The sequence below is a fragment of the Terribacillus sp. AE2B 122 genome (genome assembly GCF_902497585.1).
Classification (GTDB): Bacteria; Bacillota; Bacilli; order Bacillales; family Amphibacillaceae; genus Terribacillus; species Terribacillus saccharophilus_A.
Genome location: NZ_LR700943.1, coordinates 21,832 through 38,322, shown reverse-complemented (window position 1 = coordinate 38,322; position 16,491 = coordinate 21,832). Strand labels below are relative to the sequence as shown.

The following is a 16,491-nucleotide window of genomic DNA, read 5'->3' as shown; positions in this document are numbered from 1 at the left end:
AATAAAAAAGCCACTCATCTGAGTGGCTTTTTTGCTTTTATCAATCCCCGCTTAGTCGTGCTTTACGAGCAGTCTCTGTTTGCTTTTCAACATAATTATGATACTTCTGATGCCAAATTTTAATTGATACGATATAGAGAACCACGTTTGCAGCAATGAGTATGGCGATAACCGGCCAGAACCAGTTCGAAACCGCCGCTTCCTCGTAAGCCAATCCAATTGGCGAGAAGATGACATAGAAAATGACAATCGAGAAAATTAACGTAATGGATACACCAATGGCGTGCTTCCAAGGGACAAGATGATCTTTCCCATTTTCCTCATAAAAGACTGGTTTGATCACTTTCAACGGCTTAATTTTTGCCATGATAAGCATGAACCCGACCTCGATAGCTAACAAGATTCCGTATACGTGGATATAGTTGATACCAGGATCCCAATCGAATATCTGCCGGAAACCCCACACCATCATATAGTAAGCAATAACGTGGAATATGATGACCACTTTAGCAGCTGAAGCTGGTACGCGTTTAAAGATCATTCCCATCAATACGATAACAAGGATAGGTATATTAAAGAATCCAGTAAACTGTCGGATCAGATTCCACAAGCCATCTGGTGCGTACATGAGAAATGGTGCAACAAAGAAGGATACAAGGGCTATGATAATGCCAAGGATCTTGCTGACCTTAATTAATTTCTCATCAGAAGCACCCGGTTCGAATACAGGCTGGTAGATATCAAGCACCAGCAAAGTAGCGACACTATTTAAGATAGAGTTGAAGCTGCTTAGCACAGCCCCAAATAATACGGCAAGGAAAAAGCCGAGCATCCATACTGGCAGCACATCACTGACAAGTGTCGGGTAGCTTAAGTCTCCATTTTGAATAGAATCACCATATAAATGAAACGCGATAATACCAGGTATCAGCATAAAGATCGGTACTAACAGCTTCAAATACCCTGTAAACAGGACTCCTTTTTGCCCCTCTGCCAGGTTTTTCGCACCTAAAACACGTTGAATGACATATTGATTTAATGCCCAATAGAATAAGTTGGCAAAGAGGATTCCTGTAAAAATAGAGAAGAATGGAACATTATCTGTGCTGCTGCCAATAGCATTCAGCTTCTCGGGGCTATTCTGGACGATGTGCTTCATTCCATCTACCATATTTCCATTACCCAGCAGAACGAAACCGAGTATCGGAACTAGGAAACCGATGATGACCAAACCGATGCCATTCAACGTATCAGATACTGCCACAGCCCTCAAGCCGCCAAAAATCGCATAAACTGCACCAATGATACCGACGAACCAGACTGTCAGCCATAACGCCTGCGTATATGTAATATCGAGAAGTTCCGGTAAATCGAATAATTGAAGGACGGATACACCGCCGGAATAGAGCATGGAAGGAATCGTCACACACATGTACCCGAGCAAGAACAAAATGACGGTCAATCGCCGAACAGTTTCATCATACCGTTTGCTCAGAAATTCCGGTATGGTGGAAATACCAATTCCAAGGAACTTTGGCAACAGAAAGATTGCCATAATGATTGCAGCAAGACCAGCTGTCACTTCCCAGGCCATGCCAGACATATTATTGGTAAAGCTCTGCCCATTCAAGCCAATCAGCTGCTCTGCAGATAGATTCGTTAGCAGCAAGGAACCAGCTATGAACAGACCGGTCAATCCGCGGCCGGCAAGGAAATATTCATCTGCCGTACTGACATTCCCTTTTGTCATATAGTAGGATACCACTGCGACCAACGCCATAAAAAAGGCACAAGAAACCAAGATAAAAATAATTTCTCCAATACTGAACATGCGATCACCCTTTATGTAAAATAGCCTGTAATTTGTCAATTTGTCAGGCTTCTTTTAAGTAACCGTTATCATGCCTCGGGAAACCTCTTTTAAAGAAATATTTTTCTTATTCTGTTCTCACATATACGAGTTCATATCGATTTTCCTCGTGGAGTGAAACCCATGCTAATTCAAGCTGCAGCAAATCCCCAAGCTGCTGCTTTGCTTTCTTTCCAGGCATCCATTGTTTTTCAAATCTAACTGCATCGGGTACGCGGTCTACTATACACTCTCTAATAAGACCAGAATGTATTCCAACGTGTATACTGGCCTCTATTCCTTCTACAGGGATACCTAATTTGGTGTAAGCAAAAAGAAAAATATATGTTGGTTCAAGCTCGTCCTCAATAGCAGCATCTGGGGCTAGCTGCTCTTCTGCATGCTTCCATTCTCCGAGTGGATAATCGGTTACAGCTGAAAGAAAATGTACTGCTTGCTGCTTAAGCTCCTCCTCTGTATATCTCCTGTCTTTATTCCATGGCGTAGCTCCTGAATAAAACAGTACTTCCGCATTCTTTCGGACCGCAACTTGATCAGGGATTTCATCAATAGGGTGATTATCTACAAGGGCGCTTTCTGCCCAAAGCTGCACACCATCTTCGTTATAATAGTTTACAAAATCTTCCGTCATCCCCATTAAGCTTGCCCAATCCTTATGGTCGGCTGCAGCCTCTATATCTTTGAGAACCGGTGGGAGTTCGGTGAATAATACTGTACCATCTGCATGCACGCCAATAACCTGATCTGAAAGCTTATATACTGTACTTCCACCTTCCACTGCAATCGCAACAGGTGTTTCGGAAAGCAGTTTTTGTTTTGCCTCCGCCGCATCTATCAACTCATCGCTATCAATCAATGTATATGTATTTCGATATAGCTGCGCTGCCGTAACAAAACCCGAATCATGGACCTCTACAGCTAATCCTGCACCAGGAATTGGTAAATGGTGAACTGCATCTTTTTCAGCCAGACGGATTAACGTGCTCTGGATCTGTACAGCATAATCCTCCTGAATTACTTCCGCTGCTTCCGGATAAAAAACTGCAGCAAACTGCTGTGCAATTACACGAGCATCCCTGCCTTCTTCATCTGGCAGCTTCATCTGCAAGTCAAACCCAATAAGATTTTCATCTTCATCTAGATCTACTATACCGCATGGCTCTCCTTCTGCTGTCAAAAGACGCAGCAAACTTCCTTCTGTTGCGACCTGCACTTTTGCAGGAAGAAATTGCTTAAGCTTCTGTATTAGTTGTTTCATCCGTAAACTCCTTTTATCTCGTTCCCATTATTATGGCACAGAAATAAGAAGACACACAACAGCAGCTGCTGTTGTGTGTAGTTAATTAATGCCCGTGTGCGGTTAATCTAACTTTTGACCCTACCGGATCTATAAGTGTATAACTGTTCATTTCCAGTTTTATCGGTAATCCGACTGACTCTGCTCTTTTAATCGCTGCTTGAAGATTCTCTTCATCCGGGAAGACAATTGTGAACCATTCCATGCCTGCTTCCTCTGGACTAACAGATGGTGCATTGGCACCGTGCCATGTATTAAGGCCAATATGGTGATGATAACTTCCCGTCGATACGAATAAAGCTCCTGGATAGCTAGAAACGACTGACTGGAAGCCAAGTACATTGTTATAAAAAGCAGCAGCTTCACCTAGATGACGCATATATAAGTGAATATGACCCATAACAGTTCCATCCGGAAGGCCAGTCCATTCTTCTTCAGATGCTTCCTTTAATAAACTATCCCCATCAAGTGGATCAGTTGTCATCTGTATTTCTCCATCGATCCATTTCCAGCCTTTGTCTGGTTTGTCCGCATAAATCTCAATGCCATTACCATCGGGATCATTTAGATAAATAGCTTCACTAACCCCATGATCTGATGCTCCAAATGGCACTCGATTCAGCACATAAAATTTCACAACATCAGCCAAATCAGCTCTGGTAGGAAGAAGCAAGGCAAAATGATACAATCCTGCATGCCGATCCGGCATTCTTTGAAGGTTTTGACCTTCCTCCAGATAAAGCAGGATTTTGTTTCCAGTTCCAAGCGATACCTTTCCTTGTTCTTCTTCTATAATGTGTAAGCCGATCACTTTTGTATAATAGGCAACAGATTGCGCCAAATCTGCCACACGTAATTTTACTTGCCCAATGTATGTCTGTGGTGGTTGTTGGTAGTGCATACACGCTCCCCCTCTATACTTACTTTATGTAAGTAAGTATATTTTAGATATCTATTTACGTCAAGTAACAAAAAAGAACACCACGTTTACGTGGTGTTCTTCTTATTTATGGCATTAATAGACCAACAATCGTTGCAGATAGGAAGCTAACAAGTGTAGCACCATAAAGCAGTTTCAAACCGAATTTCGCTACAACATTTCCTTGTTTTTCATTCAAACCTTTTACTGCTCCGGCAATAATACCGATAGAGGAGAAGTTCGCAAAGGAAACAAGGAATACAGATACGATGGCGATAACGCGTTCACTCAAAACAAACTCTCCGCCAGATAGAATCTGCATCGCTACGAATTCATTGGATACCATCTTCGTAGCCATGATGCTTCCTGCATCAACAGCTTCTGACCAAGGCACACCCATAAGGAATGCGAATGGAGAAAATACATAACCAAGCAAGTCTTGGAAGCTGATGCCGAAAATTCCTGAGAAGATACTGTTAATCATAGCAATCAGCGCAACGAAACCGATCAGCATTGCAGCAACAACAATAGCTACTTTGAAACCGTCCATGATATATTCCCCGAGCATTTCGAAGAAGGATTGCTTCTCGCCTTTTTCCTCCTCAATCATATCTTCCTTAGGATCCACTTCATAAGGATTGATGATAGAGGCGATGATGAATCCGCCAAACAGATTCAATACTAGCGCTGTTACGACATAACGCGGATCTAGCATTGTCATATACGATCCAACAATAGACATAGAAACAGTGGACATTGCAGATGCACAAAGCGTATACAGACGATGACGCGGCAGCAAGCCAAGCTGTTTTTTCAAAGAAATGAATACTTCTGACTGACCTAGAATCGCTGATGCAACAGCATTATAGGATTCCAGTTTTCCCAGTCCATTAACTTTGCTAAGCGCAAGACCGATATATCTGATGATGAAAGGAAGAATCCGCCAATATTGAAGGATTCCGATCAATGCCGAGATGAATACAATCGGCAGCAACACATTCATAAAGAATGCGGATTCTTCTACATTCACTAATCCACCGAAGACGAAGTTAATTCCTTCAGCTGCGTAGCCAAGCAATAGATTGAACCCATCTGAAATACCTTTGACCAAGTAGTTACCTACTTCTGTATTCAATAGAATGAATCCAAGTACAAGCTGTAGGATGATCATGATAATGATCGGGCGAATCTTAATCATTTTTTTATTCGAACTAGCAATCCAAGCTAATCCTAGAAACACGAATAAACCGATGATGCCGATAATATAACTCATGTTGTTCCCCTTTCGCGTATATAGCCAAAACTGCGACGATGTTAATCATCAAAGTAAAACATATTTTTCACAACGAGTCCTATTATGCCATATTAATTACACATTACGTAGAACTAAATTAAAAGTAATTCTATTAACAATATTCTAACTACTCCCTTATGTGTACAGCCTTGTCTTATGAAAGACAAGGCTGTACATTAATGGGATGAATCTACGCTTAAAACGACCATTTCATCATAAGTAACAGCTTCTCTTAGTTTAGCTGCTGTCGCCACAGATATACGTTCTTCTTGTATATATTCATGAATCGCATCTCTTTCCATTCGGATTGCACGCATCCGGAACTTATGAAGCTGCTCTTGAAATGCTTCATCGCTTTCGAAGGAACGATAGCGTCCGGCTAGTTTCTTATTGTATAACTGTGTCACAATCAAGGATTCATGACGGTTTGAAGAATTAGTCTGCTCTCTTATCGCATCAATAGCTGCTTGAGCACCGGCAGCTCGCAACTGTTTCAGCTCATTGCCAACCTCCGGATTTTTGCTTAGGATCTGTTCTGCATGCAGCTTCCAGTTTTCTTTCCATTGCTTACGGAATTTGTGTCGGATCCTCGCAATCTGGAATGCTCGTTTAAACCTGCTGAAGGTAGTATTGACGAGGTATTGCTCTGGCTGGGTGCTAAGTACCTGGTACAATTGATAAGCTTCCTCAGAAACGACATTTCCTGCTCCTATATCTTCAATACGTCTATGTTCTGCTTCTCTGCCGACTTTAATCAAGGATTCAATTGTCTGCTTGTTCGGATCCTGCAATATACCTTTTTCCAGGTCGACAAGCTGCTCCTCCAAGTCGCGCACTACCACGTTTACAGCCAGCTGTGTTTCCCGGACGGCGTCTGCCTGGAGCTGATTAATCGTCTGCTTAAGGATAAGGCGATACACCTCTTTGAAGGGAAGCAGCCCATCATCTCTTTTTTCCGGCTTCGGAATCATGATCGGCAAACCAACAGCGGCAAAAATCAGGCTGAGCAGTATTACTCCTGTTGCGACAAATAATACCGTATTTCGCATTGGGAACAGTGACCCATTATCTAAATAAAAAGGAATGGATAAAGCAGTTGCCAGTGTAATTGTTCCATGAATTCCGCTCGTAGCCATAATGAGCGCATAATAAGCGCGCCCGACGGTTTCCGTATCCTCTGCAATAGCTTTGTTCGGATAGTTCCTGGACATAAAACGCTCCATCCGGCTTTTTGGAAGTGTTGTAAAAGGTTTGTACAAGCTGTACACCCATAGGAAACGGATAACGAACAAAGCGATAAAGACAATGATAATAACTCCAAACAATCTGCCCATACCGATTTCATCCGTATCCTGAATTCCCTGATACACTTCAGGTAATAGGAACCCTAATAGGACGAAAACAAGACCATTCAATACATACTCTACAATTGTCCACGTATTATTGGATAGGATTTGCAGCTTGGTTGTCGTCTGCTGCAGACGATCTCGTTCAATACCATGAATGATACTAGCGGCTACCACAGCCAGAATCCCGGAAACATGCACCTCTTCTGCCAGTACATATAGGAAGAATGGCGTCATCACCTGCAGGACAATGAGCATGGAATCATCCTGGAAGCCATGTTTCATCAGCTGCAGCCGGATGGTGACGATCACATATCCAGCTACTACACCGATGACCAAGCCACCAATTGAGACGAACAAAAATTCTACTGATGCTCCCCCGAACGAAAAGACACCAGTCAGCGCAGCAGCAAGCGCCACTTTGAAAGATACGATACCAGCTGCATCATTTAGCAAGGATTCTCCTTCTAATATAGGCATTACATTTGATGGAAGCTTCAATCCACGCGTAATGGACTTTACTGCCACATTATCCGTCGGCGATATCGTAGCAGCCAATGCGAATGCAACGGCCAGAGGCATGGATGGAATAAGCCAGTGGATCAAATAGCCGCCTAGTCCGACTGTAAGAAATACAAGTCCAAAAGCTAACAGTATAATTGGCGTTCTCAGCTGCCATAACTCTTTTCGAGATGCTTTTTGACCCTCACTGAATAGGAGCGGAGCAATGACACAGATCATGAATAATTCAGGCTCGAATTCAAGTGATAAATGTAGGGGAAGTATAGATGCGGCCAAACCAAGGATAATCTGGATTAGTGCAAGCGGCAGAGGCAGTATTTTACTGACTGCAGTCGAAAGGAGAACCGCTAATAATAATACGAACAATGCTGTAAAGAAACTCATGCTGTGTGCCAAACCTACTTTCAATAATATAAACTAGTTTACGTCAATTCATCTTTTTCACTCGTTTAGAAAAGACCGCTTCCTGCAGGGAGCGGTCTTTCATTTAGAAGAAAGTCATTCGATAAGAACTGTTAAACTCAGCTTCCGGAGCAAGCTTCTGAATCCCAGCCTTTTGTGATAACAAACCTGTTGAATCCGTTGTATCTGCAATTCCAAACCACGGCTCGATACATACGAAAGGAGCCATCGTACCTGTTGCCGTATCATATTTGGACCAAATTCCCACATACGGAAAGCCTGGCAGTGAAACAGCCACACCATTTCCTTCACTGGATTGGAGACGTACTTCTTCGATATGATCGTAAACAAGGGCATCATTCTCGAAAAGTGCTGCCTGAATCGACATAGCCGGCAATACAGCCGGCTGTTCTTTCTCTTGGATTAATCCATCAACCAACTCATAAGTTGTGACTTGTTTGTCTTGTACTGGCTTCAAGTGAAGCTTATAATCAGCGGCATGTTCACCTGATTGAAGCGGGATACGAAAAGCTGGATGAGCACCTATAGAAAAGTACATCGCATCTTCCTTTTCCAAACTGTTCACCTTCCAGTCTACATGCAGCTGATCCGCTTCCAGCCGGTAACGAATTTCCACTCGAAATTCGTAAGGATACACATCTAGGTATTCCCCGTTGGATTCTTTTGCAAATGTAACGGAATCGCCTTGTGCGTCTGACACTTGAAAAGCAGCATCCCGCAGGAAACCATGCTGGGGAAGCTCGTATGTGTTACCCTCCGCTGTATACCGCCCATCCTTCAAACGCCCGACAATCGGGAACAAAACAGGAGAAACGCGCCCCCAATAGGCAGCATCGCCGCTCCACATATAGGAAAGCTGCGTATCTTTATGCAGCACATTTCTCACTTCTGCTCCTAATTCTGCTATTTCGACACTAAGAGATTCATTTTCGATTCGAATCATGCTTGTCCCACCTGTAAAATTTTCTTTCGGATTGCTTCTGCAACACCATGAGCATTATTGGAGGTTGTTATAAAATCAGCAGCTTCTTTTATAGCTGGAATGGCATTGTCCATCGCCACTCCGCAGCCGGCGTACTGGATCATGGATAAATCATTTCCATTATCTCCAATTGCCATTACCTCTTCCCGCTTGATTCCAAGCTGCTCGGCCAGCTGTTTCACTGCGTTGCCTTTGCTAGCTTCCGGATGGAGTATTTCATAGAAGTATGGAGCGCTTTGCACCATCGTGAAACGAGCCTTCCATTCATCAGGCACATTAGCTATTGACTCGCTCAACCGCTCCGGCTCATCTATGAACATCACTTTCGGAACAAGCACATTCCGGGGAATTTCATCGACAGTTCGATAATGCAGCGGCATCTTCGTCATAAAGGACTCTAGGACTGTATAATTGCTGATATTTCGGTTCGATGTATATAAGAATTTAGAGTCAAAGTAATGCATTGGCGTATCAAGTTTCAAACTAAGCTGATGTAAGTCGATGAAGTCATCGTAAGATAAGGATAATTGCGATACTACTTCATTTGTATGAGCATTCTGAACAAGTGCTCCGTTGAAGGCAATGACAAAATCTCCGTCCTCATTCAGAATCAATTCTTCTAGATATCGGTAAACTCCGTGAATTGGTCTGCCTGTACACAGAACAATTTTAACCCCGAGCTTTTTCGCTTCCTGGAGTGTCTCATGCACTTCCATTGTCACTTCATGCTGATCATTCAATAACGTTCCATCCATATCTATTGCTACAAGCTTATACATACTTCATCCCCCTTTATTTTTTGATTGCTATGTATCTCTTTACTAGTATATCGAAAGTGGACGTGCTTCGGTGCTATAAACCTTTATAGTAAGTTGCAATTTCCCTGATAACTTTACAGCCATTCTTTTCGAATACGCGCTGCATCGGCAAATTATCTGCATGGGTACTGCCTTCATATATGACAGCACCCATCTCTTTTAGCATCATAAGGCTGGCCGCATGGACGATTTTTCCTAAACCCTTCCCGCGAGCTGCAGGCACGGTGCCAATATAATATATACGACCTTCTTTATTTCTCCCCGGCTCCAGATGCGGTATCGTCATGGCGATTGGGATATTGTCCTGAAAGATGATTCGACAGCTAGTTTGCCATTTCTCGCCAAGAAGAGCCTTCACATCATCCAGCTGATTCTCTATAGAACGTGCAGAGGCACGATTAGCGGACTGTTCCATACAGGACTTCCAAATCTCCAGAAATCTTTTTTCATCCGTTTCACCCATTCCGATAGCTTCCCAACGATAATTAGAAGAAAGTGGCTGTTTCTCTGCCAGCTGTTTACGATACAGGTGCTTCCTTGCAAATAAATCATATCTATAATCGGACAAAAGCGAATGAAGGGTGTCATAATTTTTATCTTCTGTACATACAGTTACTCGAGTATGGATAGAGGAATTTTTACCCATGACACTTTCCGCATGTTCAAGCAGCTTGCGCAATTCGTCTACGGAAGCTGCTTCTATTTGCTCGATATCGACTTGGTTCGAAAAATAAGCTAGCTGAAAATGAGCTGTGGTCTCTACCATCTCAACCCATCCAGCATTTCCTGAATTCTGATTGCTTCATCTTCAGAGATATTCCATTGCGCTATTTCTTCCTTGATGGATGCTAATGTGCCATATTCTCTGACAAATCCATTTAAACGCGATGTGATTGTGGATGTATGAAATGCTGCTTCACTTGGAAAATGAGTCATCAGCTGCTCCGTCGCCTTTTTAAAGCGTTTCAAGTAGTACTTCTGATGATGCGGTTCTGCTTCAGTAAAATCGTGCAAGGGAGCTATTTCTGTATAAATCGTATTCTTTCGTTCAACTTCCAGCTGCTGTTTTACAGCTTCCATTATTGTTTTCTGTTCTGCATTCTGATACAGCAGAAGGCTGATATACTGTCTTTCTTTATAAGCTGGCCGGTTCGGATTATGATCATTCCAAAATTTGCGTAGCAGCTGTTCAAGTGAAATTGCATCCGGATCGTAGGTAACCTCAACCGTTTCGGTGTGATCTCCCATCTGCCGATAAGTAGGATCCGATTTCGTTCCGCCTGCAAATCCGACTCTTGTGCGGAGGACACCTGGCAACTGCCCGAAATTTGCCTCTGGACTCCAGAAGCATCCCATGCCAAATACAAGTGTATCTATTCGTCTTTCTTCTAACATGTACTGTTCAATAGCTGCTATGTTTATGTCCATTTACCTATCTGCTCCTTCTATAATAGAGAATAAGAACTGTAAATAAATCCCACACAGTTCGTCATGAGTTGACCTTCTCATGCGAATATTCCCTTTATTTGACTAACGAATCATCATTCCAACAAGGTTTTACTATGCTATCATGTGACTTATGAACCAGGTTAGAAGCAATAGCAATACTAATTTTTAAAGAATGCGACAACACGTGTTAACTTCCTGTAAGACTGCTCGTTATAAAAAAGGAGGAAGAAAGTAAGATGATGACAATTCCTGGCAGCATGGAAACACGTGCATTGCCACGTATCAAGCGCACGTATATGCGTCCGCGGATCGTAGCGTTCATTCCCGCCCATAATGAAGAAAAAGCGATTTATGACTGCCTGACTGGTCTGAAAGAGCAGGTACTGCCAAGCGGAGTTGAGCTTGACGTTTTTGTTGTAGCAGACAATTGCACCGACCGGACTGAAGAAGTAGCGAAAGAAACCGGCGAAGAGCTTGGATTATCTATTGAAATAATCGTAACAGAAAACAATAAACAGAGAAAAGTCGGAGCGCTTAACGCCGTTTGGAAAGCTATCTATGGAGACAACATGGACATTTACGAAATGGAACGGACTGATTACCAAATTGCCTATCAGCGTTCTGTCAAGGGCATCCTCGGAATGGACGCTGACAGCCGATTAGCACCGCGTGCCTTGCAGCACTTATGGGATGGAATGATGAGTTCCCGGAATATAGGCGGTGTGATGGCAAAATATACAATGCGAATGCCGAAAAAGAAAAGCCTGCTATCCAAAGATGATCCTTATTACGAGGAAAAGCTTGCTAGCGGCGAGTATGGCGGTGCTATGTCCAGATGGTGGACACATCAGCAAAAGCAGGATATGGCAAGCTGGCTTCTCAGTCTACAATACCGCGGCGGAAGCACGTATGTGCTTGGCGGCCAAGCTACCCTTTTCCGACCAGAAGCTTTATACGAGGTAATGCAGAGCAACAAGCTGGATGGACCTTGGCAGAATGACACAGATGTTGAGGATATGCTGCTCACTTGGCAGCTTCAGAAAAACGGATGGAAAACACTCATCAGTCCGAATGCTCGCTGCTTTGTTGATGCCATGCGCTCTTATCACACCTTCCGGAATCAGCGGGTAAAATGGAGTTCCGGCACTGTAAATTTGCTAACCGATCGCGATTTGATGTTGAAAACGAGACATACTGGTTATTTATGGCGTTCACAGCTAAAGACGATGATGGATTTGCTTGTGCGCGTACTCTTCGTTCTTCTCTTGGGAGCTGCCATTGCAACAGATCAATTCCTGTGGTCATGGGTATGGTTGATACCAATCGCACTTGCTTCGGTTCTCAACACAATCCTGGCATTGAAGACACCGATGCATCGACCCATAGATATTATCCTTGCCGTCCTGCTGATAAGCCCAGAGCTTTACTTATGGGTCAATTTAATGACCTTTGCACAGGTCTGGGCTGAAAAACTGTCAAACGATAAAAAAGATGGCTGGGCTAATCAGTATCAAGCAGAGGCAGGTAAAACGAGAAGCAAACTTCTGCAAGGTGTCCTTGCCTTGCTGTTGTTCCTTAGCATTGCCGTTTTCGCTTGCTACTATTTCCGAGATTATCTGACAAGTGAAGCTGTCCAGCAAGCGACGAATCCATACTTGATGGCCGGCTGGATCGGACTCACTGGATTGACCATCTTCATGTCCTGCATTATGCTCTATCAGATCTGGACTTTGCGCGGCAGACACCGCGCGTGAATTTGACAGGCTGCCCTTTCCTTAGGCAGTCTGTTTGCTTTATACTTGGAGCAATAGATAGAAAGAAAGAAGGGATTCCTTTGTTGTTCCGGCCATGCATTGATTTACATAATGGACAAGTGAAACAGATCGTCGGCTCGTCAATTACAGCTGAAAGTGATCATGTTGTTGAAAATTTCGTATCCGCTCATGATTCAGCCTACTATGCTGATCTTTTCAAGGAAAAACAAATTACCGGAGGGCATGTCATCATGCTTGGTCCTGGTAATGAGTTGGCTGCAATGAAAGCCTTAAAAGCTTATCCTGGAGGCCTGCAGATCGGCGGAGGCATTCGACCGGAGAACGCAGCAGACTTTCTTGAAGCCGGAGCCAGCCATGTTATCGTCACCTCTTATATTTTCCATGACGGCAAGCTTGATGAGGATCGGCTGCGTAAAATTAATGAAGCTGTCGGCAAAGAACGACTCGTCATTGATTTAAGCTGCACATACCATGACGGCAAATGGTTTGTAGCAACTGACCGCTGGACGAAGCGAAGCAGCTTTGAAGTCAATGCGGAGAATTTAGAGATGCTAGCAGAGTTCTGCGATGAATTTCTCATCCATGCAGTAGATGTGGAAGGAAAACGGAATGGAATTCAAGAAGAGCTAGTCTCTCATTTGGCCGCACATATGCCCATTCCCGCAACATACGCTGGAGGAATACGTTCCCTTGACGATATCGACCTTTTCCGCCAGCTGACAGATGATCGTATGTGCTATACCATCGGCAGCGCGCTCGATTTATTCGGTGGTGATATTCCTTTGGAAGCTGTAGAAAACAAGGAAAAAAGCTAAGACCCTACCGAAAGTCGGAAGGGCCTTTTTTTATTTCAGTTTATCTGTAAAATTCGATAGGAAACCTTGTGCTTTCTCAGTCAGATTTCCGACGACATCATTAGCTTGGTCCGTTAAGCCTTGTGCAGCTTCTGTACCTTGATCAACTGCTTCCTGCCCTAATGCTGTCCCTTGTTCTGTCAGCTCAGCAGCCTGATCTGCTAAATTATCGACGCCTGCTGCTTCTGTCACTTGGTCGACAGCTTGCTGTGCTTGCTCGGTTACTTGCTCACCGTTTAGCAGCTCACCTGCTTTATTCACAAGCTCTTCTGGTGCTATATCACTTATCTTGTTGCCGATAAGCTCTTTAAAGGAATCAAAAAGACCCATACATACACCTCCTATGGGTTCACTATATGGCATCAGTGTTCTATATACAACTTTCACACAGCAATTTTCATGTAAAGAATCTGTGAACATTCTATAGCTGCGCTGTATAATCCCATACATCCGCCAAAGATGCTTCTAAGGAGCGATTCGGCTGCCATCTGAGCGCTCTGATTTTCTCTGCCTTCATCGGCAGCTTCATTTCCATTGCTTCTTCTGTCTCTGACTGAATGGTAAAGTCAATGCTGCTCACTTGGCGTAAGATAGACAGAATTTCACCTAAAGAAACCCAACGCCCAGAAGTAATTTCATACGTTTCTCCAGCAGTTCCTTCGATAAATAGTGTCTCGTAAGCATTGACCAAATCTCTGACATCGATAAAATCTCGTGTCACCGCTGCATTACCGACCTGAAATTGTGATTTTCCTGATACCTGCAGTTGTCTTAACTGTTTCGCAAATAAGGTACAAACACCATTCGAAACTCCAGGTCCAATAATATTGGAAGGTTTGGCGATCATCACATCGACTTGAAAAAGATTATGCCACGCCAGCCCAACCGTCGTCTGCATTGTTTTCGTAAGACTGTATGGATGAGTCGGAGATGCTGCACTGCTTAGTTCATCCTGCAATACACTTCCAGCGATTACCACACGCGCCGATAGTCCAAGGGCCCGTACAGATTCAACGAGATGAAGCGTTGAATCCACATTTGCCTGCCAGCTTTTGAAAGGCGTTTTCCATGATGCAGGTACACTGTTCTCCCCTGCAAGATGGAGGACATAGTCCGGTTTAGCATCCTCCATCAACTTATGAACAGCAGTCTTATCACTTAGGTCAAGGGAATGGATATGCAACGCCTCTTGATTCATGTTCAATTTGGTATTCCGAATAACTGCGTCAACGATATAGCCTTTGTCCAGAAAATACTGTACTGCATGTCGACCGGTAAATCCACTTGCTCCTGTAATCAAGATCCGCTTACTCATACGTACCTCCTATCAGATAAGGTGGACATCCTGAAACAGTTGCGACCAAAGCGCATTGTTTCCTTCCCAAATTTCAAGGTTCGGCAGCTCCACACTGTAGACGTGATTGATTGGCCAATGCTTTTCGACAATACCTGAGACAGGACCATGGTTCACAACCAAGATCCGGAAATCATTGGCAATGATAGTGCGGAGTACTCGCTCAAGCTCTGCTGTTTCTTCCAAAGAGGCATTTGTCCTGACAAACAAAATGCGCTGGGCCGTTATCAACTTCTCCAAAAGACGATTGACCCGACGATCCAGCTTCTCTTTAACCTGCGGATACATAGCCAAATGCGTCAAGCTGTTATGCGCTGTATCAAAATCGTGACTGGACATAACAAAATTCCTGTCATCCGACACAAGCAGCATTTGCTCTGTCGCCTTACCTACAATTCGCAGGTTTTCCTGAAGCATGAAATCGGCAAACCGTTTCTCGAACAACTGCGTTACTTTAGGCAACAGTGGTGTTCCCATCCAGTCAAGCGGACCAGAGAATGGGCGAAGATTATTCTTTTTCATCTGTATTGCTCCAAGACATAAATCGCCCAAACTGAACACCGCATCATATCCGCCTTTTATCAGCTCATTTCCCAACTGGCATCACTCCTTCCTAACCTCCCCTACCTTATATAATTCGCGTCCCGTATCTTACGGAAGAGCAAACTGTCCAATCTGAGGAGAATTAAGTTTGATGCCAGGTCCTTTTTATGCCTTCCGCCACATCCGTATGGGGCTTCCAGTTTAGTTGTTTCTGGGTCTTTTCGTTGCAAAGGCAGCTATGGGAAATGTCACCGGCCCTTTCTGATGTGAATTGAACGTCCAAAGCAGGATACAACTGTCTAAAACATTCCACCAAATCCAAAATGCTCGTACTTTTGCCAGTACTGGCATGAAAAATTCCATTTTGCTGCTGACGCATGGCCGCAAGATTGGCAGTCACGATATCCTTCACAAAAATAAAATCCCGAGATTGGGAACCATCTCCATTAATCGTAATCGGTTCCTTCCGTTTCAGCTTTTCGGAAAAGACAGCTACAACACCACCTTCTCCCTTTGGTTTTTGTCTGGATCCATACACATTTCCGTAGCGCAGAATCACATACGGTAACTGATAGAATTTATGGAATAGCTGAATATATTTCTCTGCTGACAGTTTTGAAGTGCCATAGAAAGAAATCGGATCCGGGATATCATCTTCTTTAATCAATTGCTTTTGGATATTACCGTAAACAGCGGATGTGGATGCAAAAATGAATCGCTTCACCCCGGCCGTCCGGCTCGCTTCCAGCATATTGATCGTACCGCCGATATTGACATCCGCGTCGTGAACCGGAGCAAGGATACTTTTCGTCACATCTGCTTGCGCTGCAAGATGAAACATGACATCCGGCTGTTCCTCGATAACTGCTCGGTACGCATCTGCACTTTTGACATCGAACTGATATAGCTTCACATCCTGCGGTATGTTCGCCTCATCACCTGCAGAAAGATCATCTAGGATAACTACTTCGACCCCTTCATTCCGTAATGCTTCCACAAGATGGGAACCAATGAACCCTGCTCCTCCAGTCACGATTGCTTTCAT

Annotated in this window: 15 protein-coding genes; 2 read left to right on the top strand and 13 right to left on the bottom strand. The window is 43.7% G+C overall.

Annotated features, from left to right (window positions below):
* Positions 1-40: 40 nt before the first annotated feature.
* From AE2B122_RS05490 to msrA, 9 genes are all read right to left on the bottom strand, one after another.
* On the bottom strand, positions 41-1,831 hold the full coding sequence (locus AE2B122_RS05490) for a solute:sodium symporter family transporter (RefSeq protein ID WP_095268972.1): 1,791 nt from the start codon (positions 1,829-1,831) through the stop codon (positions 41-43).
* A 106-nt stretch (positions 1,832-1,937) separates the two neighbouring features.
* Positions 1,938-3,128 carry a hypothetical protein gene (locus AE2B122_RS05485; protein WP_175073328.1) on the bottom strand — a complete coding sequence of 397 codons (1,191 nt, stop codon included), beginning with the start codon at positions 3,126-3,128 and terminating at the stop codon, positions 1,938-1,940.
* An 85-nt stretch (positions 3,129-3,213) separates the two neighbouring features.
* On the bottom strand, positions 3,214-4,068 hold the full coding sequence (locus AE2B122_RS05480) for a VOC family protein (RefSeq protein WP_175073327.1): 855 nt from the start codon (positions 4,066-4,068) through the stop codon (positions 3,214-3,216).
* Between the two features lie 106 nt (positions 4,069-4,174).
* Positions 4,175-5,359 (bottom strand): NupC/NupG family nucleoside CNT transporter, encoded by a 1,185-nt coding sequence (locus tag AE2B122_RS05475; protein WP_175073326.1) that lies wholly within the window; start codon positions 5,357-5,359, stop codon positions 4,175-4,177.
* 197 nt (positions 5,360-5,556) lie between these two features.
* Positions 5,557-7,632 carry a Na+/H+ antiporter gene (locus AE2B122_RS05470; RefSeq protein WP_175073325.1) on the bottom strand — a complete coding sequence of 692 codons (2,076 nt, stop codon included), beginning with the start codon at positions 7,630-7,632 and terminating at the stop codon, positions 5,557-5,559.
* A gap of 103 nt (positions 7,633-7,735) precedes the next feature.
* Positions 7,736-8,614 (bottom strand): aldose 1-epimerase family protein, encoded by an 879-nt coding sequence (locus AE2B122_RS05465; protein WP_175073324.1) that lies wholly within the window; start codon positions 8,612-8,614, stop codon positions 7,736-7,738.
* The gene (yidA, locus tag AE2B122_RS05460) at positions 8,611-9,432 is read right to left on the bottom strand and encodes a sugar-phosphatase (protein WP_175073323.1); all 822 of its coding nucleotides are present in this window, start codon (positions 9,430-9,432) and stop codon (positions 8,611-8,613) included. The genes AE2B122_RS05465 and yidA overlap by 4 nt, the downstream gene beginning before the upstream one ends.
* Before the next feature lie 73 nt (positions 9,433-9,505).
* A complete protein-coding gene (locus AE2B122_RS05455; RefSeq protein ID WP_175073322.1) occupies positions 9,506-10,237 on the bottom strand; it encodes a GNAT family N-acetyltransferase in 732 nt (243 codons plus the stop codon).
* Positions 10,231-10,899 carry a peptide-methionine (S)-S-oxide reductase MsrA gene (gene msrA / locus AE2B122_RS05450; RefSeq protein ID WP_254593428.1) on the bottom strand — a complete coding sequence of 223 codons (669 nt, stop codon included), beginning with the start codon at positions 10,897-10,899 and terminating at the stop codon, positions 10,231-10,233. The genes AE2B122_RS05455 and msrA overlap by 7 nt, the downstream gene beginning before the upstream one ends.
* Positions 10,900-11,156: 257 nt before the next feature.
* Between msrA and AE2B122_RS05445 the strand changes: the two genes are divergently transcribed.
* Positions 11,157-12,674: a glycosyltransferase family 2 protein gene (locus AE2B122_RS05445; RefSeq protein WP_254593427.1), complete on the top strand. Its 1,518-nt coding sequence runs from the start codon at positions 11,157-11,159 to the stop codon at positions 12,672-12,674.
* 80 nt (positions 12,675-12,754) lie between these two features.
* Positions 12,755-13,510: a phosphoribosylformimino-5-aminoimidazole carboxamide ribotide isomerase gene (gene hisA, locus AE2B122_RS05440; protein ID WP_175073321.1), complete on the top strand. Its 756-nt coding sequence runs from the start codon at positions 12,755-12,757 to the stop codon at positions 13,508-13,510.
* Positions 13,511-13,540: 30 nt separating this feature from the next.
* Here hisA and AE2B122_RS05435 read toward each other — a convergent pair whose 3' ends face one another.
* From AE2B122_RS05435 to AE2B122_RS05420, 4 genes are all read right to left on the bottom strand, one after another.
* Positions 13,541-13,879 carry a hypothetical protein gene (locus AE2B122_RS05435; RefSeq protein WP_095219095.1) on the bottom strand — a complete coding sequence of 113 codons (339 nt, stop codon included), beginning with the start codon at positions 13,877-13,879 and terminating at the stop codon, positions 13,541-13,543.
* 91 nt (positions 13,880-13,970) lie between these two features.
* On the bottom strand, positions 13,971-14,864 hold the full coding sequence (locus AE2B122_RS05430; protein ID WP_175073320.1) for an NAD(P)-dependent oxidoreductase: 894 nt from the start codon (positions 14,862-14,864) through the stop codon (positions 13,971-13,973).
* A 12-nt stretch (positions 14,865-14,876) separates the two neighbouring features.
* Complete coding sequence (locus tag AE2B122_RS05425) at positions 14,877-15,500, bottom strand: DUF1796 family putative cysteine peptidase (RefSeq protein ID WP_095219093.1); 624 nt, start codon at positions 15,498-15,500, stop codon at positions 14,877-14,879.
* Positions 15,501-15,588: 88 nt separating this feature from the next.
* Positions 15,589-16,491 (bottom strand): NAD-dependent epimerase/dehydratase family protein, encoded by a 903-nt coding sequence (locus tag AE2B122_RS05420; protein WP_175073319.1) that lies wholly within the window; start codon positions 16,489-16,491, stop codon positions 15,589-15,591.